The sequence below is a fragment of the Rhizobium sp. Pop5 genome, assembly GCF_024721175.1.
GTDB lineage: Bacteria > Pseudomonadota > Alphaproteobacteria > Rhizobiales > Rhizobiaceae > Rhizobium.
The window spans coordinates 746,227-769,690 of the sequence record NZ_CP099402.1; the positions used below are offsets into that span (position 1 = coordinate 746,227).

Sequence of the window (23,464 nt, forward strand, 5' to 3'; positions counted from 1 at the left end):
CCCTCTCAGTCTTGCAGGGTTTCGGCAAGCCGCACGAGCATTTGCTCGCAGGCAGCGAGTTCATCAGTGCGGATGAATTCGTCGGCGCGATGGGCGCGGGAGATGTCCCCGGGGCCGCAGATGATCGCGTCGATGCCGGCGGCCTGGTAGAGGCCAGCCTCGGTGCCGAAGCTGACGGCTGCCAAGGTCGACGCGCCGCTTAGCTCCTCCATCAGCCGGGCGAGAGGCGCGTCGGCATCAAGTGAGAGTGCGGGATAGGTGCTACTGATTTCCCATACGGTGCGGAAACCGTCCGCCTCCAAAGCCTCGGCAGTCACCTTAATAGGTTCCAGAAGATCCGCTGGCGATACGCCGGGAACGGCGCGGGCTTCCAGTTCCAAAACGCAGTGATCGGGGATGACGTTGACGCTGCGTCCGCCCGTGATCGTTCCGATTTGTAGAGTGGAATAAGGCGGCTCGAAGTTCTGATCTAAGGCGCTGTTTGGTAGTTTGTCGACGATGTTCTGGGTCGCAGACATCACCGCAGTTACAGCGTGAATGGCATTCAGACCCTTGTCGGGGCGCGACGAATGGCCGGTTATACCATGGATCTCGATGCGGGCGGCCGCTTTTCCCTTGTGACCTCGGATCGCCAACATGCTGCTCGGCTCGCCGATAATTGCTCCCGAAGGTGGGGCGCACAGGTTCCGTATCTGCCGTAGCATGTGCGGTACACCGCGACAGCCGGCTTCCTCATCATACGAGAAGGCGAAGTGGATCGGACGGGCCAATGGCATCTTTGCCATCGCGGGAAGTCCCGCCAGGGCGGCAGCAAGAAAGCCCTTCATGTCGCACGCCCCCCTGCCGAAAAGTCGATCGCCTTCAGCCCGCAGGCGGAAAGGATCCGACGTCCATGTCCGTTCGGACGCGGAGACAACGTCCATATGGCCGGAAAGAATGTAACCGGGCATGTCTTTCGGGCCGATGGTGGCGAATAGATTTGCTCTGTCTCCTTCCGGTCCGGGCAAGACAGTCACTTGGGCGCCATGACTTTCGAGATAGTCCTTCACCCATGCAACGATATCGCCGTTCGGAGTCCCGACGACGGACGGAAAGGCGACCAACTGCTCGAGTATGTCTTTAGCATTCATCGCCGTTTCTCCGTCACTTCCGGGCCCCAGAAGGAGACCGCCATTCACATATAGGCTGCGTTCTGAGCACCGGTGCACATTCATCGCTCGGGACGAACCCTTCCCAGTCTCTGTCCGCCGATCAAGCAGGCGGACCCCCGGCCCGTCCCGTCCCATAGACGTCGGCGGGTCCTGGAATCCGCCCCCTAGCTTAAATTTACATTGTCGCCGAGCCATAAAGATGGCAATTAATGAATAGTGAATATCCGCTTCAGGTCTGGATTAATGTTGACGTCCGACGATCTCGCCTTTTTTTCGGTTCTCACAAGCTCGAAATCTCTCGCGGAAAGCGCGAGAAAGCTGAACGTAACGCCTCCAGCGGTGACCCAGCGCCTGCGCGCGCTTGAAGAGAAAGCCGGAGTAAGGCTGATCGACCGGTCCGGCCGTCGCCTGCGCCTTACCGAGGAGGGCTCATTGGTCGCTTCTCACAGCGTTATCGTCAGCGATGCCATAGATTCGCTTGCCGAGGCGCTGGCTGACCGCAAGGGTGTCGTTCGCGGGCACCTCAGGGTCGCAGCACCTCACGGATTTGGAAGGGTCTACGTTGCGCCGGTCGTGGAGGCGTTTGCGCGAGAGCATGGCAATGCCAGTGCTACCCTGCAACTTTCCGACCATCCCTCGGCTCTGCTCGTTGAGAGCTATGAAGTCGTTGTTCACATCGGGGCATCCACGCATCTGGACCAGGTCGTGACCACACTTGCGCCGAACAATCGAATTCTGTGCGCAAGTCCAAAATACCTCGCTTCGGCTCCGCCTATTTCTACGCCCGCCGATCTTGCTCGGCATCGGTGCCTAGTTGTTCGCGAGAACGAGGAGGACGTGACGCTCTGGCGGTTCAGTGGATCACGGCAGGAAAGTGCGACAGTGCGCGTTAACCCCATCATGTCGAGCAACGATGGCGCCGTCATTCGTGATTGGGCATTAGCTGGTCAGGGAATCATGATGCGGTCCGAATGGGCCGTTGCTGAAGACCTCGCTAAGGGACAGCTGAAGCAGGTTCTTCCCAACTGGAAGCTACCGCCGGCCGATATTCTCGCAATCCTCGGATCGCGGCACGGACGAAGCGCAAGGACTGCGGCGTTCCTGACGATGCTACGCCAGTCGCTGAAACCGCTCCCTTGGAGAGCCGACCATCCATAGACCTGCCGTCAGTAACCCAGGATGGACTTCGTCTCGAGATATTCTTCGAGCCCGCAGACGCCATACTCGCGGCCGTTACCCGAGCGCTTGTAGCCACCGAAGGCGGCCGCTCCGTCCCAAGCCGGATAATTGATATGAACCTGGCCGGCACGGACGCGTGCGGCGACCCGCCGTGCGCGCTCCGGATCTGATGACTGGACATGGGCGCCCAATCCATAGACAGTGTCGTTAGCGATCGCGATTGCCTCATCCTCATCCTTGTAGGGGATGATTGAAATCACTGGGCCGAAGATTTCCTCACGAGCTATGCGCATGTCCGAGGTCACCTCGGAAAAGATCGTCGGCTGTGTGAAAAAGCCCCTATTGAGCCCGGCCGGCCGGCCCAAGCCGCCGCATAGCAGCTTCGCTCCATCATCGATGCCGGCTTGGATCATGATCTGCACCCGCTCGAACTGAGCACGATTGGCGATCGGCCCCATATCCGTCAACGGATCAAGCGGAGCGCCGACTCGAATGGCGCGTGCAGTGGCGCTTGCAAGTCCTTCCACTTCGCCCAGCCGATGTGCGGGCACGAGCATGCGCGTCGGCGCACTGCACGACTGGCCCACATTGCGCATGCCGGCGAGCACGCCCTTCGCGACCGCCTCGCGGAAGTCGGCATCGTCGAGCAAAATGTTCGGCGACTTGCCGCCGAGTTCCTGCACCACGCGCTTCACGGTCGGTGCGGCAGCCTGCGCAACGAGTACCCCTGCGCGGGTGGAGCCAGTGATCGAGATCATGTCGACGTCCGGATGGCTGGCGAGCGCTCCACCAACGCTCTCACCTGTACCGTTGACCAGATTGAATACTCCGGCCGGAATGCCGGCGTCGTGCATCAACTCGGCAAAGAGCAGGGCGCTATAAGGTGAAAGTTCACTGGGCTTGAGAACGATAGTGCAGCCTGCCGCGATCGCGGGTGCGACTTTGGCGGTGATCTGGTAAAGTGGCCAGTTCCAGGGGGTAATTAGCGCACAAACTCCGATCGCCTCTTTGGCGGTCGCGGTGTGCTGATCGACTGTCAGAAACCGGTACTTCTCCAGAACCTCCATCTGGACGCGGATGTGCTCGGCAGCGAAAGGAACCTGGGAAGCCCGCGCGAACGTAATCGCTGCCCCCATCTCCTTGACGAGGGTATCCGCGAACAAATCGGATCTTTCCAGGAGGAGCGAATGCATCCTGCCAAGCAGAGCGAGTCTTTCTGACACAGATGATTGAGAAAACGCAGGGAAGGCCTCGCGTGCCGCGGCAACTGCTTGGTCGACATGATGAGCATCGCCCGCAGCAATATGCCCCACGACTTCTTCCGAGGCCGGATCCACCACAGGCAAATGGATTATATCGGCGAATTCTTGCCATTCTCCGCCAATATAAAACTGGTTTTCCCGTAGGCTCACCATAATCCACCTCGCGTCACTGCATCTCGCCAAACCGGTTTCATCTGAAGATGATCGCAACGTCGGTGAGATTGCAATTTATGTCACCTGAATGGTCGCTTAAGGTGGATGTTAACAAGATAATGCCGCGCCGTGTCCGTGATGAGTAATCGCGTTCCCCTCGACTCATCTGGGATATGGCTGCCTTGAAAGGATCTGAACCGTCGGCGCACTATTGTTTAAAGGTATTCTCGCGATGCCATCTCAGAAACTGTGGATGCGGGCGTTCGTGAACACCTGCCGGCACGATCGCTCTTCCGGTCTTGTTGATAAGACCTTGGATGCTGTCGCGGTCGTTTGCGTGACGCGAAACCAGAACCTCGAGATCGTCCGACAAGCCGATAAGGCCGCGATCGAACATCCAGTGTGCCGTGCCAGAGAGCGCGATGCCATTCGACAGAATGTCCGGGCCGTCCGCTTCAACGGGGCGAATGGGCGGCATCGACCTCGGCGCGGCCGCCACCATTGATCAGCTTCAAGCCTGTTATCGCGCATCGTTTGTCGTAGGCCTGCAAGATCAATCGGCGAAACAGCCGATCGCGAACGATACGCGATGAAAGCCGTGTGACCCGCACCCTTTCCTCTTCGAACATAAAAGGAGCTTGAATGCCGTCCGAGAATCCGGCGCCCGTTGGCGTGTCTATCGCCTCGCCCGATCGCGGCAGTTCCGGTTGATCCTCCGCCAGGCCAATCGACAAAATACGATTGAAGTCTACCGCTGGGATCGGCCGCACGGCTGCTTGCGCCCTTCCCGAAATTCGCCCCGCGTCGTTGAGCACTCCGCGCTCGATCACGCCATCTGGCCCGCTGAAGGGAACAGCGTTGACGAAATCGAGATAGCTGCCAGGCTCGATCAGAGCCAAATACATTCCGGACGCTTTGGGATCCGGAATGATCTGTGCGACCTTGGCGACCGCGAAATATCCGCGCGTCGCCGCCACCTTTCGCGGCTCATAGTAAATGACCCAGTCTCCAACGCAGGCTTGGACGCGGCCTAGATACTGGCTCGGAAACTGATATTGCTCAGCCGGACTGTCGTCGTAGATCGAATCTGTGCGGTGAATGAAAACCCCGAATCCCATACTCGATCTCTACCATGGTGACCGCGATTCAAACCAGGGAGATCGGGCATATGTATGCCCTCAAGCGCGTCGTACTCTACGCGCGTTATTCAACAGATCAACAAAGCCCCGCGTCGATCGAAACTCAGCTCGATCTAGGAAAGGAATTCGTCCTGCGACAAGGTTGGCATTTGGCCGACACTTTCGTCGATGCCGGTGTCAGCGGCTTGTCATTTGAGACGCGGCCCGGCCTCCAGGCCGCGTTGGCGAGGTCGAACATCGGCGCATATGACGTCTTTCTCTGCCTCACCCTCGATCGCCTTTCTCGCGACCTTGAGCACAGCGCTCGCATTCTCAAGATACTGCAGTTTCATGATGTCGAACTGTGGACGGTTCACGGCGCCGCGGCGGTGTCGACAATGGAACTGGGGCTGAGGGCGGTTCTCAGTCAGAAAGTGCTAGAACAAGTTCGCTACCGCACGCGCGAAGGCCTGAAGACTGTCGCCAAGCATGGCCGGGTGCCAGGCGGTATTTGTTATGGCTACAGAGTGCGACGTGAGTTCGATGATAGCGGGAAGCCGGTGCGCGGCCTGCGTTCGATCGACATTGAAGAGGCGGCAACCATCGTCTGGATTTATGAGCAGTACGCGAACGGCATGAGCCCTGTCAGGATCGCAGAAGAACTCAATGCTGGCGGTGTACCCGGTCCGCGCGGCCGACTTTGGCAGGGGACCGCAATTCGCGGTCATCGAAATCGCGGCAGCGGCATTCTGAACAATCAGACCTATATCGGACTGATCGTCTTCAACCGCCTCGCCTATCGGAAGAATCCCGCGACAGAACGTCGGGTCTCACGGGAGAATGCGGGCCGAGCACCATGTTGTCCAGGAGGTGCCATCGCTCAGGATCGTTGAGGACGCCCTCTGGCAAAGGGTGAAAATGCGGCAGGAGAACTGGCGCACGAGCTAGGACAGGGCTTGGCTACCGCTCGGCCGGATGGCTTCACTCCGCGCACGTGCCAAGGACCGGCGTCATCAGCCTTACATGCGTATCGATACGCTCGAGAACTTTCGCCGGAACGACATTACGTTCCGGCAGCGACCACCAAAATCCGTTCACCTGTTCAACAGTATCGCCCGCCGCTTTGAGCACGGCCGCTTCCGGTAGCCGTGCACGATTGGCGAAAGCTTTCCACCGCTGCACATTCAGCGCCCTGAAGGGCCGCTCGCCGGCGAGCGACAGAGCCATGGCATCCGCGGGGATGTAAGGGATTGTCGAGAGCACGTCATAGACGGGTGCGAGCTGCGGTTTGTCATCTTCCCCGCTATAGATCAACGACCAGTTCTTCAGGTGCATGTCGCCATTGCCGGTGATGGCTGCCAGAGCCAGTCGGCGGACGAACTCAAGAGCAGCGGTGGACGATACGGCAACGTTCAAGGCTGCGGCGATATCATGATAGGCACCCCCTTCGTATTTCCGCGAGGGATAAACGCCGAATACCTGCGCAAAATCCTCAATATGGATGCGCTCGCCGTTTGCGCCGCGATCGAAGCGTCTGACGAGCAGGACCTTTCCATCTGACAGCGTCTCGAATTCCTTTGGTATACCCTCGAACTCCGATTGCTCGACAAGTTCGCGTTCCGGCACCTCCATCCCGATCGCTTCAGCTAATGCGAGATTGGCATATTCGTTTTCCGACACCCCGGGAAACGAGGTGGATGGAAACTTGGCGATGTAGGATCCCTGGTCGTCGCCGAGCGGCAGTGTCAGTCCACCGCCCTTCCCCGTATTCTTGATGACCGAAAGCTTCATCTGGACGCCGGCAAGCGAGAACCGGGCCTTCGGCTTAGGAGCAGGCAGGTTGTCGAAACGCACAACCGTTCTGTCACTCGGCACGACGCGGACTGCGCCAGGCAGATCCGAACCGAGAGCGACAAGCAGGTCGAAATCGTTTCCTGCGCGAACACTCCCCGCGTGGTGTTTTTCCATCGCCTCGCGCAGCTTGTCTTCGGGAAGCAGATTGGCAAAGAACGCCGGCAACGCTCTGGCGACGGGTTTCGGGTCCTTACGCAAGCCGCCAGTGGCTGCGCGAAAAGACAGACTAAGCACAGGAAAGCCGCCGGTTGCGCGATAACTGTCCTCGAAGCTGAAAGCGTTAAAATCGCCGGGCGTCCTGACGATCGTGCCGACCTTCACATCGTTCAGCAGCACGTCGAGCGACGAAATGGATCTCGGATCGGATGAAACTTCAGACATTCTCATCCCCGTCTGGACGCGCCATGAATGCCGGGAGATCATCGACATCGTCATGAGGCCGCAGCAACGCATCGACGGCCGGGACCATCGCCTGCGGTATAAGCATCAATTCAAGCCCCAGAGCGCGGGCGATATTGATCAGTGTCGTCGTTCGCGCAGCACTGCTTCCGGTTTCTATCTCACGATAGCGGGGACGCGATATACCCGCCATGTCGGCAACCTGCTCTTGAGTCAAATGCCGGCCTTTACGCGTAGCCTTCAGCAACTGCCCGATTTCCAGCAAGGGTTCTGACTCGGACCGTGCCATCCTACCTACCCAACCATTCTACGTGAGTAGGACAAGCTATCTCAAACATTTTGAGCACGGTCAATACAAAAGACGTAAATACGGATCATTAGCTAATAATTGATCTGTTTATATATCATTCATGTTGTTTTCTGAATGGTAGTGCCAGAGCCTGCGAGCGGTACCCATCTTACATGCTTTGTTAAAGGCACGCTCCTGTTCCCGCTCGCCCTCGGTACTGGTGCCAGAGAGAAATGGAATGAGCATGCCCAAACACGATCTTTCATCACGTCATTTTCAGCGAAAAATCTCGGAATTCTGCGAGGTGCGCATTGCACCGATATCTTCAAAGCGGGTGTTGGAAAATGTCCGCCCCTATCTGACCAGCCTGATCATTTACCGCAAGCGGCCGCCGATCCTGAACGGCCATCTCGACTGGACAGCGATCGGAGAAGCTTGCGGGATTGAAGACGAAATGACGGTCGAACTGAAGAAACAACTGCGGCCGGCCTTGGATGCGATCATCCGTTGGCTGAAGGCACCTCCCGTCAGCGAAGACGTTGCGCCGAAAAAGTTGCCTGTCGCCGCAAGCAAAGCTGAAGCGGTTAAAAAGACAACGCCAGTTTCCTCGACCAGAAAACCGCAACGCGCTGCGGCCGACGGAGTTTTTGCCCGGAACACATCTGCGCAACGCGGTCCTGCGCCAAAGCCAATTAGCCCATTCCCGGATCCGTTATTCGAGGCAACCTACGATCCGGCGAGTTTCCAGGATGCGTTGATCTACCATATGCGCCGTTTTGGCGACAGCTACTGGCAGCTCTATCGTGCTGTGGTCCGCTTGACCGAGACCTTCGACAGCAAGACACTTCTGTCCTGGATCCAGGGCGAGGGCGTCCCGCGGTCGGTTGCCAGCTTCGACATCCTGCGCCGCATCGAGACCCCGCTACCGACTAAGATCCCGTGTTCACCTCACATGGGGTCTCCTGATTTGCTGGCCGGTCTATATATGCAGATCCGGCGTATAAGAGGTTCTGGCGGGACAATGAGATGATTTCCTCATTCCTCAGATCCGACAAATCGATCTCGCTCTTGCAGGACAGCGGGCTCTGCTTGGTCACCGCCAGCAGACAGCGCACGTGGGCGATCTGTCGAAGCTAACGACACCGATGATGAACCCGAAGAATATTATATCCCTATCCTTCATCGTAGAGGTGGCCTACCATTATCATTGCATATTCTCGATCCATAATTTGCTTCCTGTCCGAATAGAAGCTTTTCGGCGGCCCTCCGACACCGCGAAACTCAGCGCTTATCCGGTGGAATTTGAATATGCTTTTCGGTTGGGCCGGAGAGGGCGCCAGCAGTATCTCGTCGATATACCTCTCAATAAACGTAGAAAACGTCCTGTTCACCACCGTCCAGGTCGTCTTCTAGCCCTTGCAGAGGAACCCGCCATTGATGCTGACACATTGGAGACCGCCTTCTTTTACTTTCGGAGCTGGACTCAATTGTTGGGCGGCGTCCTGATGATCGAATGCATGCCTGGCAATTGATCCGCCTGCGCCAAAAAATCGTGTGCGACTTGTACATTTGCGTTGTCGCCTAAACCTATCACGCCAAAACCAAAATCATCGTGTGGGTAAAAAGCCAGATTCCATTCGCGTGAGAGTATGAAGCAATGACCGTACAGCCCATGCACAACCATCTTTGCGATAAGTAAAGATCTTACACTTTCGATAGGGAAGCCATGCACATTCATGAGGGCAATATTCGCCCATTCCGTTTCGACCGATTCAGTATATTCCTGCGAACTAGGATCACGTCCAAATCGTTCTTTGTAACCAAATTCTTTGATAAGCCCAGTCTCCACAAGGCCCCTTATTAAATTGCCGTCTCGCTGGTCATCCGCAGCATCGCCGTATTGCCCAACTTCGTCAGAGTTTGCGTGCACCGAGGATGCAATCACAAAATGCTCCAGATCGTTTCTGAAATATCGCATGAAGAAGTCGGCGGCAGATTCTTCCATGCCTGGCTTGTATCGGCTGTCTTTTTCGAAAAAACCGAGGAAGCGAGCTGATGCTCCATATCCCGCGAGATTGATTGGTTGCAGTAGCAACTGAAGGGTATCGCTCATTCTTCTCATGAACAGCTTGGTTCCGCCTTCGAGGACGCCCCAGCAAGTATTCAGGGACCGATTCACCTTCCAGAGTTCAGTTCCCTCCTCTGCTATCCGATCGTTTTCCTCACGCCTGCCGTTCGAGCAAATTCGAGCGATCTGGACTGCTTCGATCTCGCGTATGCATGGTCAGAGGTGGCTCGGTTTGGTCTGAACAGTTCCGGGCGTTACGCTAAGTGGATTTCCGCCTCGATTATCCTGCCACCATCGTAAGCGACAAGCAGCCCCCGTCTGGCATTGATGGCGGCGATTCCGGTATTGCGGTGAGACGATTCACGAACTGTGAGCTTCTATGTCTGCGCCTAGCTCTGGAACTAGAAACTTCCATATGATCGAGGCCGTTCCGGAACGGCTTGAAGGTGCGCCGCGACAGTTTCGGCGGCGCTGGTCCGACGAATTCAAAGAACGGGCAGTGGCCGAGGCGATGGAGCCCGGCGCCAGTGTTTCGGCGATCGCACATCGCCTAGAGATACATCCCTCACAGCTATTTGGTTGGCGCCGTGATGCTCGTGACGGACGCCGATCTGCGCGGCAGGATCAGGCTACGGTATCGAGAACGACGTCAAGTGGTGCGCTTGCGGTGATCGACGTGATCATCGGCGACGTTGTGATCCGGGCTGGCGCTGGGATCGATGAAGCACACCTGCAACGGGTTATCCGAGCGGTGCGCTCGGCATGATCCCGTCGAACGTAAAGGTCTTTCTCGCGAGCCATCCAATAGACTTCCGCAAGGGGCCAGATAGCTTGCTATCGCTGGTTCGAGATGCCGGCAGCGATCCGTTCAGCGGATCTCTCTATGTCTTCCGGGCGAAGCGAGCGGACCGGATCAAGATTGTATGGTGGGATGGATCCGGGGTTTGCCTTTATGCCAAGCGGTTGGAAAAAGCGCAGTTCTGCTGGCCGCGCATTGGCCACAGCCGGGTCCAGCTCAACCATGCCCAGCTCTTGGCATTGGTCGATGGAATGGACTGGAAGCGGGTTCGCTTTACGCCCGTCAAACCGCCTGAGATTGTTGGGTAAAACCACTGCGGCGAAGTGAATCAGGGGCCTGAAACTACGGGCGGATCACGGCAAAATATGCTCTGATCAGATCCATGACGCGACCCGAGATCGAGCTCCCGGATGATGTTGAGGCCCTAAAGGCCATGGTCCTTGCCATGGCCGAAAAGGCAGCCCGTGTCGATGCTTTGGAAAAGCAGGTCGATGACCTGGAGGCCCGCAATGCTGACGCCGACGAGCGTATCGAGAGGCTGACGCAGATCCTCAAGGCCTTCGATCGGGCTCGCTTCGGACGGCGCTCGGAAAAGCTCGGCGCATCGGCTATCGACGATGAGCAGCAAGCCTTTGTCTTCGAGGAGATCGAGACCGGCATAGCCGCGATTAAAGCCCAGGTCACGAAAGGCAGCTCGAATACGGATGGCAAACGCGCACCGCGGCCACGCAAGGGCTTTGCACCGCATCTTGAGCGCGTCGAGGTGGTGATTGAGCCGGAAGAGTTACCGGAACACGCGGGCAAGCAAAGAATCCTGATCGGAGAAGACGTCTCCGAACGGCTAGATGTCGTGGCGGCGAAGTTCCGTGTCATCGTCACGCGCCGTCCCAAATACGCTTTTAAGAACGAAGACGGCGTCATCCAGGCTGCGGCCCCGCCACACATCATTGAAGGCGGCATTCCAACAGAAGCACTTCTGGCGCAGATCGCCGTTTCCAAATATGCCGATGGTCTACCCCTCTATCGCCAGGAAGCGATCTACGCGCGGGACAAGGTCGAACTCGACCGCAAGCTCATGGCTCAATGGATGGGCAAGCTGGGGTTCGAGCTCGATATTCTTGCTGATTACATCCTGAACGAGATCAAGAAGGCAGAGCGGATCTTTGCCGACGAAACGACCTTGCCGACGCTTGCACCTGGATCCGGATCGGCAAAGACGGCGTGGCTATGGGCCTACGCGAGGGACGATCGGACCTTTGGAGGCAGCGGTCCGCCGATGGTGGCCTATCGCTTCGAGGACAGCCGAGCGACCGAATGCGTTGCGCGGCACCTCAGCGGCTATCACGGGATCCTGCAGGTCGATGGATACGGTGCCTACAGCAAACTGGTCCGCAAGGATGGAGGCAACGACGGCGTTGTCCTGGCTGGCTGCTGGTCACATAGCCGCCGGAAGTTCTATGAATTGCATGTTGCCAAGAGCTCGAAGGTCGCCACAGAGACGGTCGAGCGCATGGCAAAGCTTTGGGAGATCGAGGAAACCGTTCGAGGCCAAAGCCCTGAAGCTCGTGTCGCGGCGCGACAGAAGAGTTCGGCGGTGATCGTCCGTGACCTCTTCACACTTTGGCAGGCGACCCTTCCGCGGGTCTCGGGAAAATCCAAACTCGCCGAGGCTCTCCGGTATGCCATCTCGCGTCGAGACATCTTCGAGCGCTTTCTGACGGATGGGCGCATCGAGATTGACTCCAACATTGTTGAGCGGGCAATCAGGCCTCAAGCCATCACCAGAAAAAATAGCCTCTTCGCTGGTAGCGACGGCGGCGGCAGGACATGGGCGACGATCGCGACCCTGTTGCAAACGGCAAAAATGAATACCGTCGATCCTCAGGCTTGGCTGACCCAAACGCTTGAGCGTCTCGCAAACGGATGGCCCAGCAGCGAGATAGATGCCCTCATGCCATGGAACTACACGGCCTGAACGGCCTCAGCTTGCCGCTTACCCACCATCATCGGTGTCAGCGCGTTGAAGTAAGCCCGATCCGGCGTCTGCCGGTCAAGCGATGAATGTGGGCGTCGTTGGTTGTAAAAGCTTATATAACGACCAATTCCGGCACGAGCCTCCGGCACGCTTTTGTAGGCATGGAGATAGATCTCCTCATATTTGATCGACCGCCAGAGCCGCTCGACGAAGACGCCGCCAGAACTCGAATGCGAAGATCATCACTGAGCGCTCGTGACATTCATACCTCCTGATTCGAAGGCAGGGAATCACAGCAAACAAAGCATGTCACCAAAATTCCGATTCCGCGTTCAATGGACGTGCTCTAAAACAGACGACCTCTCGCAAAGTCGGCGCAACGCAGGTCAGCTTACCTCACCTTCCGACCGTTCCGCCGCATCATATATCTTATCAAGATAACCATATGCAGCGAGCGCCACTTTGTCGAACTCACCTATATCTAAAAGAAAATTCTTTAATTCTTTTCTTTCTAGGTTAAAATACAAAATTTTTGCCGCATATCTATTCTCTACCAGATATATCTCATAATTATCCATAACATCGACATGGACAGAAACATCAAACCGAGCGAATGGAAATTCTTCAGATATATAATTATATATTTCATCATCGTCATCTCTCAGCGCAGCTGAAATAACCGAAAACATCTTTTCAGTTGATAGCTTCATAAGCTCTGGGCATGCGCGCTGTCCCCTATCGCTATGGAGGTATCGCATTCGAAAAAGTATATCTCGTAATGAAGTTACCTCATTATAATTTCCTATAGATTCGCCTGCGATCCAATAACAAAAGCGTCCGTACATCCATAGGCCGCCATGTTTCTCATTGAGTTCAACAGTTATTGCGAAGCGAGTCCTATCTCCGAACTCCATATCTATTCTCCTAGAAGCTTTCGAACGCTGTTTGGAACCTGAACTGCCCCCACTTTCGACCGGACACTCAGCATAAGCAGGAAGGCTCAAGCACAGGCTTGAGGATAAGCTTATGTCTAACGAGTTTCGACAGGTTGACTTGATGATCGGTGACGTCCGGCGGCGACGCTGGACAACGGAACGCAAACTGCAGATCATCGAGGAAAGCTATGCCGCCGGGGAGACCGTTTCCTCCGCGGCGCGGCGGCATGGAGTTGCGCCAAATCTTCTGTATCGCTGGCGTAGGCTCCTGAGCGAGGGAGGTGCGGTGGCCGTGGATTCTGACGAGCCAGTGATCGGCAATTCCGAGGTGAAGAAGCTGGAAGATCGAGTGCGCGAGCTTGAGCGCATCCTCGGGCGCAAGACGTTGGAGAACGAGATTCTCCGCGAAGCTCTTTCTAAAGCCCACTCAAAAAAACCGATATCGCGGCCGATCTTGTTGCCGAAGGACGGTTCCCGATGAAGACCGTGGCTGACGTCCTGGGCGTATCGCGGTCCAATCTCGTGGAGCGCCTTAAAGGCAAGTGCAAGCCGCGTGGATCATACCTCAAAGCGGACGATGCCGAGCTGCTGCCTGCCATTCGTAAACTCGTGGATGCTCGGCCGACCTATGGCTATCGGCGGATCGCTGCCCTTCTCAACAGGCAGCGGCGAGCTGCTGATCTGCCCGTCGTCAATCGCAAGCGAGTTCATCGCATCATGGCCAATCACGCTATGATCCTTGAGAAACACACGGCGGTGCGAATAGGCCGTGTCCACGACGGCAAGGTCATGGTGATGCGGTCTAACCTGCGCTGGTGCTCGGATGGCCTTGAGTTCACTTGCTGGAATGGCGAGGTGGTCCGTCTCGCGTTCATCATCGATGCGTTTGACCGGGAAATTATCTCATGGGCAGCCGTCGCCAATGCCGGGATATCCGGCTGCGACATTCGAGACATGATGTTGGAGGCCGTCGAAAAGCGCTTCGGCGCAACCAGCGCCCCGCATGCAATAGAACATCTATCTGATAACGGCAGTGCATACACCGCGCGGGAGACCAGGCTGTTTGCCCAAGCCCTCAACCTGATCCCATGCTTCACGCCCGTTGCCAGCCCACAATCGAACGGCATGTCTGAAGCCTTCGTCAAAACCTTGAAGCGGGACTATATACGCATCTCACCCATTCCGGACGCCGATACAGCTCTCCGGAAGATCGACGGATGGATCGAAGACTATAATGAAATCCATCCACACTCAGCGCTGAAAATGGCCTCCCCAAGGGAGTTCATCAAAGCATTGTCTCAATAGCTGATCTGTCCGGCGAAATGGGGGGCACTCCAGAACCTGTGAGGCAGAGATCGTCCCACTAAAATGGGCCGTTCCCGCGTTATCCGAGAAGTACCTATAATATCCACCATCACCTCGAGCATACCATGTTCCGAAATCAGCTCGGACCAGGGTACTATTTTCATAAGCAAATTTCGCATCGGGCGGCTCAGGTGTTTTACTTGGGTTGTATAGAGGAGAGTTGACGTCATGTGCGGCGTTTGCCTTGTACGGTGGCCTTATGCGGTTGTTGACTGCTTGAGGATGATAGGGATTGCCAATGAGGGCCGGACTTCCAATCACCCCTCCTGCGACGGCCATCGCGATCACAGCATTCATGTCGAGGCCGGTATCTTCCAACTTCTGGAATTTTTCTGAGAGCGTCGTTGAGGGGTCGTTCCAAATCGCCCATTGCTCTCGGTCCAGTTGCTCTTGGATCTGAGCCGCATCGTACGTTGCTTGAAGATAAGCGTTATAAGCCGCGCCGTTGGACCCGCCGTCAAGCTTAGCAATTGCGTTTAATAGCCAACCATTCTTTACCCCGCTTTCACCATCGTTGGGATGGTCGGTATAAGATGCAAAAGCGGCAGCTTTGATAACGTTCAATCGTTCCTCGGTGCCAAGCGAGTTAAGATAAGCGTAGATGGCGTCCTGGCAGGCTTGGTAAGTCTGAATGCCCAGATGGATAAACTCGCCGTTCTTCTGCCTGATGGTGCAATCTGTCAGGTAATCATCGGCATAGGCCGGCGTGAAGAAAAGGTCGAGAAGATTAAAGCCCTGCTTCTGCCCGCAGCCTACAAACTCTCCGCCGTTTACCAGCGCATCCACGCCAGCTTTGACATCGGCGATCTCCCCTGCCGTAAGCCGCTTACCAAGAAGGTATCGGTCGATAAGTCCGCCTGGGGCAAACGCATTCTTGATGCCCTCTGCAAGCGCATTGACGCTTCTGGTTGAAAGGTAGATTTCCAGATCAATATGCTTATCACGTGTGATCTCATAGGCCTTACCAGGGTCTCGGTTGAGGTCAGCGAGTGGTGCGGTGGCGGCGGATTGCTCCAAGGCCGCCTGCTTCTCCTCGTTGCGGACGGTGATCGAGCCAGGGCCGACAGTGGCGCGGACGGTCTGGCGCGTGTCGTCGAGCTGATAAGTACCCTCAAGCGTGTTGTTTGCAGGCGGCGCGCCAGGCAGTTCGTTGCCCGGAATCTCGATACCGATTTGGGCACTGAAGCCCTCATAGCCCTTCTGTCCGAGGAAATCGCTGTAGGTCAGCGTATCGGTCGACAGCGACAGATCGCCGCTATCGGAAATGATCTTCCCCGCCTGTAAATCGGTATTGCCACCGACTTGGATATCCATCTTGCCAGTGGAGAGCAGACCGGATTGCTCGTTAATCCAGTTCGTTGCGCCCGAGCCGAGGCCACCGCCGAATTGTAAACCTGAAAGCTGGGTGGTCAAAGGCAGAAATTACCACCTACCGCACCGCTCAAGGAGAACCCGGCGGAAGCAGAGCTGTTGGCGCTGGTGCCGGTATCCGGCGTAGAGATAATACTGAGATCACCTCCGACATCGGCCGTGATCGTGTCGCCGGAAACCACAGCGCCCTTGAGGGTCGTATCGTTGCCGGAACTGATCGTGATGTCGCCGCTGCCGGCAACATGGCTGTTGACTTGTGCGACCGAACTCGCATCGGATTTCGACACTCCCGCGCCGGCGCCACCGGTGACACCTACGCCTACGCCTTGCAGGCCGATGCCCGCGCTGACGCCGAAGCTGGCGTTCGCCGACTTGCTGTCGCTGCCCGTCTCGCTGGTCGCCTGGGCGCTTTCAAGCTTGATATCATGACCGGCTTTCAGCGTGATGTCGCCGATCTTGTCGTCGCCGACTACAGCAGCAACGCCGTAATCATACCCCGCCGTTATCTGCGCGCCGTGCCCTGTTAGATCACCGGAAGTCGCTTCGATGGTGACCGATCGTCCAGCCTCCACGCTGGTGACGACCGGCGTAGAGGTGGACGCAGAGGCACTGCTCTTTTCGTAGTTGAAGCCTGCCGTCAACGAGACAGAAGCGATGCTGCCGCCGTCCTTGGCGATGCTGGAGAGTTGCTGGAGGGCATCATAGGCTTTCAGCGAGGCGAAGGCAGCGTTGGCTGCCGTGTAGCCGTCCGAGATACCGGCGATTTTCTGCGCAGCACCGGCAATGCTCTGGCCTGCACTGACCAGCCCTGTCGAAACCGACAGCGTCACGCCGTCGATCGCGCCGTTTCCGCCGCCGGCGACTTCATGCAGCGCACCAAAGGCCAGGCCACCTCCCGGCAGCTGCGCATCGATCTCGGCCAGCCCGAACGGAAGGACAGATGTTCGTCGCGCTGCAGCCCCTTCCAGATGCGGATGCGGTCTCGAAGATCGGAGATGATCGGGTTTGCGCTGGTCTGCGCCATTCGGAAGCCTTCGTCAAAATGGGTTTTCATCCCGCTCGAAAGCGAGTATGTTCCCTATTTGTTCACATGCGGCATGTGAGTCAATGTGCATATACAGGCGAGTAATCGCCAGGCTGCAACCTGCCCCTTTGCTGCGCCACGGAAGAACCAGTGAATTCAATCGCCTACCGACCGACGGGCTCTAAAATGTCATCGATAAGAAAAAATACCTATGACGATCCAACAACGCTTCGCGACTTCCGTGGATCGGTCGTCACCGTCGAGTGCACGGCCTGTGATCGGAAAACGGAGCTCGATCGAAAGACTCTGGTCAAGCAGTATGGCGCGAGTTTCACGTTCCAGCAGCTTCGCCGGCGGGTGAGCCTCGGCTGCTCTCGAATGTTTTCGGAAGATGGCGTCGACCGCTGCCAGACCCGTTTCCCCGGCCTGACCGCCAATGGCTTTTCGCTTAGCAAGGAGGATACCCCATGACGGAAAACGTCGTGTCGTTCGAGGAAAAGCGCCTCGAGGTGTTATCTGGTACGATCTTCGGATCGACGGCCGAAGAACGGAACCTGGCAGCAATCCGCTCGAACATCGAGTTTGCCAGGAATGAGCTGGCGCTTGTTCAAAACTACATCGATCTCGCTTATGACGGAGACGTCGTCGTCACGATGAACGACGGTACGCGATCAGAGCCGGAGGCCCTCGCGCATCTCGGTAGCGTTCTCTCCAATTACGAACAGGCGCTGTTCGATAAGATCGGCAGCCTCGAATACGAGCTGGAAATGCTGGAATTTCCGCCCGATCAAGATGAAGAATGAGACCAACGACCCACCGCCTCGAAAAGTGATCGGCACAAGACTGTTGCGATGCCTGGGATCAAACAGTCAGAATCGCCTTTGCCCTGGGATCGGTAACTGATAATCGCGGCAAATGCGCGAATGTTTGTCGAGGGGACCGATCATCGTGACCAGCCTACGCCTCAGAGGTGAGATTCTTGTCGGCCTCATGATCGCCTGCGTTGCCACGTGCTATGGTTTTGGTCTCAGCTTCTTTCCCCAGATCATCCCCGACATGCGGCGTGACCTTGGCTTCGACTATGGATTCGTGGGCTTCGTCACCGGCATGGTCCAACTTTCGACGGTCGCTTTCGCCTTGCTCGGCACCTGGCTCGTCCATCGGATCGGCGCCGCCTGGACAGTGGTGGCCTCCGTGTCGCTTTGCGGGCTTTGCCTCGTGTCCATTCCTGCCACCGGCAATATCTATGTCACCGCCTGCCTTCTCATGATCGCCGGCGGGACCGGCGCGTCGACCTTCGTTCCGATGATTGATCTTGCCACGCGCGTCGTGAACGCTGGACAGCGCGGTTTTGCCATGAGTCTGATCTCCAGTGCTCCGGCTTATGGAGTTCTGATCAACAGCGCGCTTGCGTCGGCGTTCGCCGGCAGCGGTCACTGGCGGATAGCCTGGTACGTCACGGCCGGACTCACCATCACGCTGGCTATCGCCGTTGCCATCCTCTTTGGTCGAGCGGGCCTCTTTCAGGAGACAACAGGACAAACAACAACCGCAGTTGGGGATGGGTCGCCAAGCCTGCGTGCGATCATGCCGTGGGGCGGGCTGATTTTCGTGCTCGGCTTTATCAATGGCATGATGCCGTATCCCTATCTCACCTATCTCTCTCCGTTCTTGCGGGAGGAGCTGGGCTATTCGGTCGGTTTCGCCTCCTGGCTCTGGGCAACCGTCGGAGCAGTGGGGATCGGCGCGGGTTTCATCGTGGGGACGATCTCGTCACGCCTCGGATCACGCCATGCCATGCTTGCCTGCTATTCGAGCTTCCTCATTGCCGGCGCTCTTTTCGTCATCGACCCCTCGATGGAACTAGCTCTGGCGTCGGCGATCTTCTTTTCGCTTGGCTTCTATCCTATTTATGGCCTGCTGCCGGTCTACGTCTCCCACCGCGCCCAGCCACGCCTTGCAGTGACTGTCCTGGGAATTTGCACCGTGCTCCAGGGAATCGGCGGCACCACCGGCAACTTCTTTGGCGGGGTGATCAAGACATCGACCCAAAGCTTTGAGGGCATCTATCTCGCCGTGGCGGTCATGGCTTTGATCTCAGCGCTCATAGCGATAGCGTTGCCGAAGGACCGACAACTTCGGCCATAGGCTTTGGGGCATCTCGGCTGCGCTCCGACTATCGATGCTGATGGACAGCCTCAACCGCCTTCAGTGCTTGCGATCGCCCTTGTCGCCCTGGCCAGGCTTGGCCTCGCGCCGAGCCTCATGGCGGGCATCGCTGGACAGCGATCGCGAGACATCGTCGCTCTCCTTAAACCGGCCCTTCTTATCGCGACGGACATAGCGTTTATCGGTTCCGGTATCGATCAGTTCGCGCTTGCTCATGGCAGGACTCCCTTGGGGTTGTTCCATCGAGACAAACGCTCGCCGCCGCTAAAAGATGCATGGAATCATAAGGCTAGACGGGATTCGCAATACCCGCAGCCAAGTGGAGCTAAGTCCTTGAAAAATGATTCGTTTCGACTCGGAACGATTCGCCGCCGAATCACTTGAATCGCGTGAGTTTTGTGCGGAGGGTCCCAGGTCATGGCGGGTCCAAGAGCCAATTGGAAGGGCTACATCAAGTTCGGGGAGGTCTCCTGCCCCGTGGCGCTTTATACAGCGGCCTCCTCGTCGGAGCGCATCGCCTTCAATACCCTCAATCGAAAAACCGGCAATCGGGTCAGGCGGGAGTTCATCGACAGCGAAACCGGTGATCCGGTCGAGCGCGAGGACCAGGTCAAGGGCTATGAAGTCGAGAACGGTCAGTATGTGGTGCTCGAGCCCGAGGAGGTCGCAGCCGCCGTGCCGGACAGCGACAAGACGCTGAAGATCGACGCCTTCATTCCGTGCTCGCAGATCGACACCACTTATTTCGACAAGCCTTATTATCTGGCGCCCGACAAGATGGGCACGGATGCCTTCCGTCTGCTGCGTGACGGCATGAAACAGGAGAAGGTCGCCGGCATAGCACGGACGGTGCTTTTCCGCCGATTGCGCACGGTGCTCATTCGGCCGCATGGCAAAGGCCTGATCGCCTCGACGCTGAGCTTCGATTATGAGGTCCGCTCGTCGGACAAGGCGTTCGAAGAGATGCCGGACCTGAAGATCGAAGGCGAAATGCTCAAGCTCGCCGAACACATCATCGGCACCAAGAAGGGCAGCTTCGACGCCAGCACCTTCGATGACCGCTATGAAGCCGCCGTCGCCGAGCTCGTCAAAGCCAAGATCGAGGGCCGTACCCTGCCGAAGAAGAAGGCACCGGTGGCGTCCAAGCCGAGTGACCTGCTTCAGGCCCTGCGCGAGAGCGCCGGTCTCGGCGCGAAGGAGATGAAGCCAAAGCGCACCGCGGCGAATGCCAACCGGACCGCCGGTCGTCCAAAAGCAGCCAAGGCTGCCGCAAAATCCAAGCAGGCGGTGGCGCCCACGCGACGGGCCGGCTGATAGGAGGAAGGCGCCATGGCCCTGCGTCCCTATTGGAGAGGCTATCTCAAACTCTCGCTCGTTACCTGCCCGGTGCAGATGATGCCGGCGACCTCCGAGAGTGAGAAGGTTCGCTTTCACACGCTCAATCGCCAGACCCGGAACCGCGTCGTCAGCCATTATGTCGACTCCGTCACCGGCAAGGAGGTCAAGGAAGACGAGGTCAAAGGTTATCAGCGCGGAGAGAACGAATATGTCATTCTCGAAGACGAGGAGCTCGAGAATGTCGCGCTCGAAAGCACAAAGACGATCGACATTTCCACCTTCACGCCGCGCGACAGCATCGAATGGATCTGGCTCGACACGCCCTATTATCTCTCGCCGAACGATCCGGTCGGGCAGGAAGCCTTTTCCGTCATCCGCGACGCGATGCATGCCCAGAACATGGTTGGCATATCCCGGCTGGTGATCTCTCGCCGCGAGCATGCCGTCATGCTCGAGCCACGCGGCAAGGGTATCGTGTTGTGGACGCTACGCTACGGCGACGAGGTCCGCGATGAAGACAGCTATTTCGAGGCGATCGGCGACGAGAAGGCAGATTCCGAGATGATGCCGCTCGTACAGCAGCTGATCAAAAAGCAGACGAAGGACTGGAGCCCTGACATGGTGGCGGACCCTGTGCAGGAGCGCCTGCTCGATATCATTGCCGAGAAGAAGAAGTCCCTAAAGAAACCCGCCAAGGCAAAGGGCAAACCCGCCCCATCGGCGCCGCCGAACAACGTGGTCAATATCATGGATGCCCTGAAGAAATCGGTCGCGGCCGAACAGCGGGCCGGTAGATGAGCCGCAGCGCCAAGCCCCTGCTACAGGATGACCAGGTCGCCAAGTCGAAGCCGGCCCGGCCACGCGATCCCGCGCAACCGCGTCTTCCGTTCGACCCGATGCCCGAACGGGTGGAGCCGTGCCTCGCGCTGCTGAAGAAAGTGCCGCCAAAAGGCCCGGACTGGTTATTCGAGGTGAAATGGGACGGCTATCGCCTGGCCATTCACATCGAACCCAAACGTGTCAAGATTATCACCCGCGGCGGTCACGATTGGACGCACCGGTTCCCAAAGATCGCCGAGGCGGCCAGGAAGCTCGGCGTCGGCACCGCGATCCTTGATGGCGAGGCGGTCGTGCTGGACAAGCAGGGACGCTCGGACTTTGGGGCGCTGCAGCGATCGCTTGGCGGACGCGGCGGCAAGCGCACGTCGACGGAGTCCGTGTTCATGGCATTCGATCTTCTCTATTTCGACGGCCATGATCTGACCAGAACCGAACTCTCGGTCCGCCGTCATCTGCTGGAAGATTTTCTCGACGGCGCCATCGGTGCGATCCAGTTGTCGGAGGAAGTCTACGGCGATGGTGCCGTGCTTCTGGCGAATGCCTGCTCGACGGGGCTCGAAGGCATCATCGCCAAGCATCGGGATCAGCCCTATCGCTCCGGCCGCACCGGCGACTGGCTGAAGATCAAATGCGTCCAGAGCGAAAGCTTCATGGTCGTCGGTTACGAGCAGTCGACCGTTGCGCGCAGTGGGATCGGCAGCCTGCTGCTGGCCGCGCGCAAGGGGCATGACTGGGTTTATGTCGGCTCGGTCGGCACCGGCTTCAACGCCAAGGATGCCGAAGTATTGCGCAGCATGCTCGATAAACTGAAGACCAGGCGGCCGGCCGTGCCGCTCAAGGGCAAGAACCTGGTCTTTGCGCAGCCGACATTGATCGCTGAGATCGAGTTTCGCGGATGGACCCATGACGGCAGTTTGCGTCATGCATCCTATAAGGGCCTCCGCGAAGTCCAGGACAATGCCGCGGTCTTCGACATCAAAGACATGCCAATTGGCTAAAAATGGACAGGGCGCTCGACGTTTGCGGGGAGCGCCCTGACCCGACCTGGAAGACCCCGCGCGGCAGACAGGCCCGCAAATCGCTATTCCAGTCTCACATTGCCTCGTCGTTCTAATCTGTAATCGGCTTTTCATGACGAGTGACGGGAGTTCCTCGGTGACGAGTAAAACGGAGGTTCACACCTCAAGTAACACCCCGGTTATTGCATCCAGATTCAAAGTGTCGGGCCCGGGGAGATGGGATCAATGCCCCGCCGAACTCTGGGGAACCCAGACCCGTGCTGGCGTACGGGAACCCGACTACCCACGATGGACACCATCGCGATCAAGATGACCACGATCGGAAAGGCGATGCCAGACCGTTTTTCTTCACGATAGATCACTGACGACTCCTGCGTCCCGGCGGCGAACATCTGGTTAGGCCTCGATGATGTAGACAATCGTCAACGCATCAGGATCGACAATTACGATCCGGCCATCCGCAAGGATAAAGAAGCGATAGCCTTTGTATTGCGGGACGATCTTCACGACCCTCGGCGGGAGCCGTTCAAGGCGGACCTTCTTCGGTATTGTCATTCCCACGGAGACCGTGAAATCGACTTCCTTCACCGGCGCAACGTGAACTTCCTTCACCACGGTTCGAATTTCGGTCTTCTGCTCGACCGAGACGTTGACGTTGGTTTCGGAGAAGGTCTTGGTGGTCGTCGACGCGTTCCGATCTGTCGACCGCTTCGATGCATCACCGCTTTGCGTGGTGCTGCCGCTGCCCGTTCCCTCAGCGGGCTTGGCATTCTGCGTGCTGCTCTTCGAGCGCTGCTGTCAACGTCCGGATCGGCGGCAAGAGTTGCCGTGATGGTTGCGATGGTCGCCGCCGTACTGTGGCCTTCAGGACAGCGCTCCTCATGATTGTTGGGGCCGAACTTCATTTCTTGTTCCTGTTCCGCCCGCCCCTCCCACGGACCTAATGTTGTCTCGAAAACAATATGTGCAACGGGACCTGAGGTTGCCAGCCCGACTTAGGTCCTTGGGCGACCATGATCTGCGGCAATGCCTGAATGACCGCGGGGATCGGGAAAATGCTCAAAACCACGATGAATTGACGTGGTGCACCGACTGCCCATGTCGCCTTAGGAATATGTACGGGGGTTCCGCATGTGCCGCCTCGTCTACATCAATC

22 protein-coding genes and 5 pseudogenes are annotated in these 23,464 nt (G+C 57.4%); 13 read left to right on the forward strand and 14 right to left on the reverse strand.

Annotation, left to right across the window (positions count from 1 at the left end):
* Positions 1–5: 5 nt before the first annotated feature.
* Positions 6–1,130: an acetylornithine deacetylase gene (argE, locus tag NE852_RS31515; protein WP_008523500.1), complete on the reverse strand. Its 1,125-nt coding sequence runs from the start codon at positions 1,128–1,130 to the stop codon at positions 6–8.
* 264 nt (positions 1,131–1,394) lie between these two features.
* On the opposite strand from argE, the gene NE852_RS31520 reads away from it, so the two are divergent.
* Positions 1,395–2,309, forward strand: a complete 915-nt coding sequence (locus NE852_RS31520) for a LysR family transcriptional regulator (protein WP_008523501.1) — start codon at positions 1,395–1,397, stop codon at positions 2,307–2,309.
* A gap of 8 nt (positions 2,310–2,317) precedes the next feature.
* Here NE852_RS31520 and NE852_RS31525 read toward each other — a convergent pair whose 3' ends face one another.
* Both NE852_RS31525 and NE852_RS31530 read right to left on the reverse strand, forming a co-directional pair.
* Positions 2,318–3,745, reverse strand: a complete 1,428-nt coding sequence (locus NE852_RS31525; protein WP_258157038.1) for an aldehyde dehydrogenase family protein — start codon at positions 3,743–3,745, stop codon at positions 2,318–2,320.
* 208 nt (positions 3,746–3,953) lie between these two features.
* Positions 3,954–4,863: pseudogene (locus NE852_RS31530) on the reverse strand (HNH endonuclease).
* Between the two features lie 14 nt (positions 4,864–4,877).
* Between NE852_RS31530 and NE852_RS31535 the strand changes: the two are divergent.
* The gene (locus NE852_RS31535) at positions 4,878–5,756 is read left to right on the forward strand and encodes a recombinase family protein (protein ID WP_128623499.1); all 879 of its coding nucleotides are present in this window, start codon (positions 4,878–4,880) and stop codon (positions 5,754–5,756) included.
* An 88-nt stretch (positions 5,757–5,844) separates the two neighbouring features.
* On the opposite strand, the gene NE852_RS31540 is transcribed toward NE852_RS31535, so the two are convergent.
* Together NE852_RS31540 and NE852_RS31545 are read right to left on the reverse strand one after the other, a co-directional pair.
* Positions 5,845–7,098, reverse strand: a complete 1,254-nt coding sequence (locus tag NE852_RS31540) for a type II toxin-antitoxin system HipA family toxin (RefSeq protein ID WP_008523514.1) — start codon at positions 7,096–7,098, stop codon at positions 5,845–5,847.
* Entirely contained in the window at positions 7,091–7,405 is a 315-nt protein-coding gene (locus tag NE852_RS31545) for a helix-turn-helix domain-containing protein (protein ID WP_008523517.1), read from the reverse strand. Before NE852_RS31545 ends, NE852_RS31540 begins: the two co-directional genes overlap by 8 nt.
* A 238-nt stretch (positions 7,406–7,643) precedes the next feature.
* On the opposite strand from NE852_RS31545, the pseudogene NE852_RS31550 reads away from it, so the two are divergent.
* Positions 7,644–8,321: pseudogene (locus NE852_RS31550) on the forward strand (hypothetical protein); the annotation flags it as partial.
* A gap of 567 nt (positions 8,322–8,888) precedes the next feature.
* Here NE852_RS31550 and NE852_RS31555 read toward each other — a convergent pair.
* A complete protein-coding gene (locus NE852_RS31555) occupies positions 8,889–9,518 on the reverse strand; it encodes a hypothetical protein (protein ID WP_258157039.1) in 630 nt (209 codons plus the stop codon).
* Between the two features lie 370 nt (positions 9,519–9,888).
* On the opposite strand from NE852_RS31555, the gene NE852_RS31560 reads away from it, so the two are divergent.
* The 3 genes from NE852_RS31560 (at position 9,889) to NE852_RS31570 (ending at position 12,247) form a co-directional block, all read left to right on the forward strand.
* Complete coding sequence (locus NE852_RS31560) at positions 9,889–10,239, forward strand: transposase (protein WP_225897245.1); 351 nt, start codon at positions 9,889–9,891, stop codon at positions 10,237–10,239.
* Complete coding sequence (gene tnpB / locus NE852_RS31565) at positions 10,236–10,580, forward strand: IS66 family insertion sequence element accessory protein TnpB (RefSeq protein WP_008536637.1); 345 nt, start codon at positions 10,236–10,238, stop codon at positions 10,578–10,580. Before NE852_RS31560 ends, tnpB begins: the two co-directional genes overlap by 4 nt.
* 74 nt (positions 10,581–10,654) lie before the next feature.
* Entirely contained in the window at positions 10,655–12,247 is a 1,593-nt protein-coding gene (locus NE852_RS31570; RefSeq protein ID WP_008536638.1) for an IS66 family transposase, read from the forward strand.
* Here the strand turns inward: NE852_RS31570 and NE852_RS31575 are convergent.
* Positions 12,235–12,462: pseudogene (locus NE852_RS31575) on the reverse strand (integrase core domain-containing protein); the annotation flags it as partial. The gene NE852_RS31570 and the pseudogene NE852_RS31575 sit on opposite strands and share 13 nt — an antisense overlap.
* Positions 12,463–12,633: 171 nt before the next feature.
* Positions 12,634–13,161, reverse strand: coding sequence for an Imm42 family immunity protein (locus NE852_RS31580; RefSeq protein WP_008536972.1), 528 nt, complete (start codon positions 13,159–13,161; stop codon positions 12,634–12,636).
* Between the two features lie 112 nt (positions 13,162–13,273).
* Between NE852_RS31580 and NE852_RS31585 the strand changes: the two genes are divergently transcribed.
* Positions 13,274–14,487, forward strand: a protein-coding gene (locus tag NE852_RS31585; protein WP_128623700.1) for an IS3 family transposase whose coding sequence is annotated in 2 segments (ribosomal slippage) — positions 13,274–13,610 and positions 13,610–14,487 — 1,215 coding nt in all. Because the reading frame shifts where the segments join, the coding sequence is not laid out codon by codon here.
* Here the strand turns inward: NE852_RS31585 and NE852_RS31590 are convergent.
* Genes NE852_RS31590 through NE852_RS31600 form a run of 3 tightly spaced genes read right to left on the reverse strand, consistent with a single transcriptional unit; the run spans position 14,434 to position 16,942 of the window.
* Complete coding sequence (locus NE852_RS31590; protein ID WP_258157040.1) at positions 14,434–15,960, reverse strand: hypothetical protein; 1,527 nt, start codon at positions 15,958–15,960, stop codon at positions 14,434–14,436. The two genes, NE852_RS31585 and NE852_RS31590, sit on opposite strands and share 54 nt — an antisense overlap.
* The gene (locus tag NE852_RS31595) at positions 15,957–16,748 is read right to left on the reverse strand and encodes a hemagglutinin repeat-containing protein (protein ID WP_258157041.1); all 792 of its coding nucleotides are present in this window, start codon (positions 16,746–16,748) and stop codon (positions 15,957–15,959) included. The genes NE852_RS31590 and NE852_RS31595 overlap by 4 nt, the downstream gene beginning before the upstream one ends.
* Entirely contained in the window at positions 16,745–16,942 is a 198-nt protein-coding gene (locus NE852_RS31600) for a hypothetical protein (RefSeq protein ID WP_258157042.1), read from the reverse strand. The genes NE852_RS31595 and NE852_RS31600 overlap by 4 nt, the downstream gene beginning before the upstream one ends.
* A gap of 150 nt (positions 16,943–17,092) precedes the next feature.
* On the opposite strand from NE852_RS31600, the gene NE852_RS31605 reads away from it, so the two are divergent.
* The 3 genes from NE852_RS31605 (at position 17,093) to NE852_RS31615 (ending at position 19,090) form a co-directional block, all read left to right on the forward strand.
* The gene (locus NE852_RS31605) at positions 17,093–17,413 is read left to right on the forward strand and encodes a hypothetical protein (RefSeq protein ID WP_245270727.1); all 321 of its coding nucleotides are present in this window, start codon (positions 17,093–17,095) and stop codon (positions 17,411–17,413) included.
* Entirely contained in the window at positions 17,410–17,745 is a 336-nt protein-coding gene (locus NE852_RS31610; RefSeq protein ID WP_008533034.1) for a hypothetical protein, read from the forward strand. The genes NE852_RS31605 and NE852_RS31610 overlap by 4 nt, the downstream gene beginning before the upstream one ends.
* Before the next feature lie 112 nt (positions 17,746–17,857).
* Positions 17,858–19,090 carry an MFS transporter gene (locus tag NE852_RS31615; protein ID WP_008533032.1) on the forward strand — a complete coding sequence of 411 codons (1,233 nt, stop codon included), beginning with the start codon at positions 17,858–17,860 and terminating at the stop codon, positions 19,088–19,090.
* A gap of 60 nt (positions 19,091–19,150) precedes the next feature.
* On the opposite strand, the gene NE852_RS31620 is transcribed toward NE852_RS31615, so the two are convergent.
* A complete protein-coding gene (locus NE852_RS31620; RefSeq protein ID WP_008533031.1) occupies positions 19,151–19,327 on the reverse strand; it encodes a hypothetical protein in 177 nt (58 codons plus the stop codon).
* Between the two features lie 201 nt (positions 19,328–19,528).
* Here NE852_RS31620 and NE852_RS31625 point away from each other — a divergent pair, with 201 nt between their 5' ends.
* Genes NE852_RS31625 through ligD form a run of 3 tightly spaced genes read left to right on the forward strand, consistent with a single transcriptional unit; the run spans position 19,529 to position 22,287 of the window.
* The gene (locus NE852_RS31625; RefSeq protein ID WP_008533030.1) at positions 19,529–20,425 is read left to right on the forward strand and encodes a Ku protein; all 897 of its coding nucleotides are present in this window, start codon (positions 19,529–19,531) and stop codon (positions 20,423–20,425) included.
* 15 nt (positions 20,426–20,440) lie between these two features.
* Complete coding sequence (locus NE852_RS31630) at positions 20,441–21,247, forward strand: Ku protein (protein ID WP_008533029.1); 807 nt, start codon at positions 20,441–20,443, stop codon at positions 21,245–21,247.
* On the forward strand, positions 21,244–22,287 hold the full coding sequence (ligD, locus tag NE852_RS31635; RefSeq protein WP_008533028.1) for a non-homologous end-joining DNA ligase: 1,044 nt from the start codon (positions 21,244–21,246) through the stop codon (positions 22,285–22,287). Before NE852_RS31630 ends, ligD begins: the two co-directional genes overlap by 4 nt.
* A 417-nt stretch (positions 22,288–22,704) precedes the next feature.
* Here the strand turns inward: ligD and NE852_RS31640 are convergent.
* Positions 22,705–23,097, reverse strand: a pseudogene (locus NE852_RS31640) (DUF1236 domain-containing protein); the annotation flags it as partial.
* Positions 23,097–23,270 (reverse strand): annotated as a pseudogene (locus tag NE852_RS31645) (transport-associated protein); the annotation flags it as partial. The pseudogenes NE852_RS31640 and NE852_RS31645, both read right to left, overlap by 1 nt.
* Between the last annotated feature and the right edge of the window lie 194 nt (positions 23,271–23,464).

What these genes read in the sequence shown, in the direction of transcription:
- argE (WP_008523500.1), bottom strand. Translation starts at nt 1,130, where the DNA reads ATGAATGCTAAAGACATACTCGAGCAGTTGGTCGCCTTTCCGTCCGTC.
- NE852_RS31520 (WP_008523501.1), top strand. Translation starts at nt 1,395, where the DNA reads ATGTTGACGTCCGACGATCTCGCCTTTTTTTCGGTTCTCACAAGCTCG.
- NE852_RS31525 (WP_258157038.1), bottom strand. Translation starts at nt 3,745, where the DNA reads ATGGTGAGCCTACGGGAAAACCAGTTTTATATTGGCGGAGAATGGCAA.
- NE852_RS31535 (WP_128623499.1), top strand. Translation starts at nt 4,878, where the DNA reads ATGGTGACCGCGATTCAAACCAGGGAGATCGGGCATATGTATGCCCTC.
- NE852_RS31540 (WP_008523514.1), bottom strand. Translation starts at nt 7,098, where the DNA reads ATGTCTGAAGTTTCATCCGATCCGAGATCCATTTCGTCGCTCGACGTG.
- NE852_RS31545 (WP_008523517.1), bottom strand. Translation starts at nt 7,405, where the DNA reads ATGGCACGGTCCGAGTCAGAACCCTTGCTGGAAATCGGGCAGTTGCTG.
- NE852_RS31555 (WP_258157039.1), bottom strand. Translation starts at nt 9,518, where the DNA reads ATGAGCGATACCCTTCAGTTGCTACTGCAACCAATCAATCTCGCGGGA.
- NE852_RS31560 (WP_225897245.1), top strand. Translation starts at nt 9,889, where the DNA reads ATGATCGAGGCCGTTCCGGAACGGCTTGAAGGTGCGCCGCGACAGTTT.
- tnpB (WP_008536637.1), top strand. Translation starts at nt 10,236, where the DNA reads ATGATCCCGTCGAACGTAAAGGTCTTTCTCGCGAGCCATCCAATAGAC.
- NE852_RS31570 (WP_008536638.1), top strand. Translation starts at nt 10,655, where the DNA reads ATGACGCGACCCGAGATCGAGCTCCCGGATGATGTTGAGGCCCTAAAG.
- NE852_RS31580 (WP_008536972.1), bottom strand. Translation starts at nt 13,161, where the DNA reads ATGGAGTTCGGAGATAGGACTCGCTTCGCAATAACTGTTGAACTCAAT.
- NE852_RS31600 (WP_258157042.1), bottom strand. Translation starts at nt 16,942, where the DNA reads ATGGCGCAGACCAGCGCAAACCCGATCATCTCCGATCTTCGAGACCGC.
- NE852_RS31610 (WP_008533034.1), top strand. Translation starts at nt 17,410, where the DNA reads ATGACGGAAAACGTCGTGTCGTTCGAGGAAAAGCGCCTCGAGGTGTTA.
- NE852_RS31615 (WP_008533032.1), top strand. Translation starts at nt 17,858, where the DNA reads ATGCGCGAATGTTTGTCGAGGGGACCGATCATCGTGACCAGCCTACGC.
- NE852_RS31620 (WP_008533031.1), bottom strand. Translation starts at nt 19,327, where the DNA reads ATGAGCAAGCGCGAACTGATCGATACCGGAACCGATAAACGCTATGTC.
- NE852_RS31625 (WP_008533030.1), top strand. Translation starts at nt 19,529, where the DNA reads ATGGCGGGTCCAAGAGCCAATTGGAAGGGCTACATCAAGTTCGGGGAG.
- NE852_RS31630 (WP_008533029.1), top strand. Translation starts at nt 20,441, where the DNA reads ATGGCCCTGCGTCCCTATTGGAGAGGCTATCTCAAACTCTCGCTCGTT.
- ligD (WP_008533028.1), top strand. Translation starts at nt 21,244, where the DNA reads ATGAGCCGCAGCGCCAAGCCCCTGCTACAGGATGACCAGGTCGCCAAG.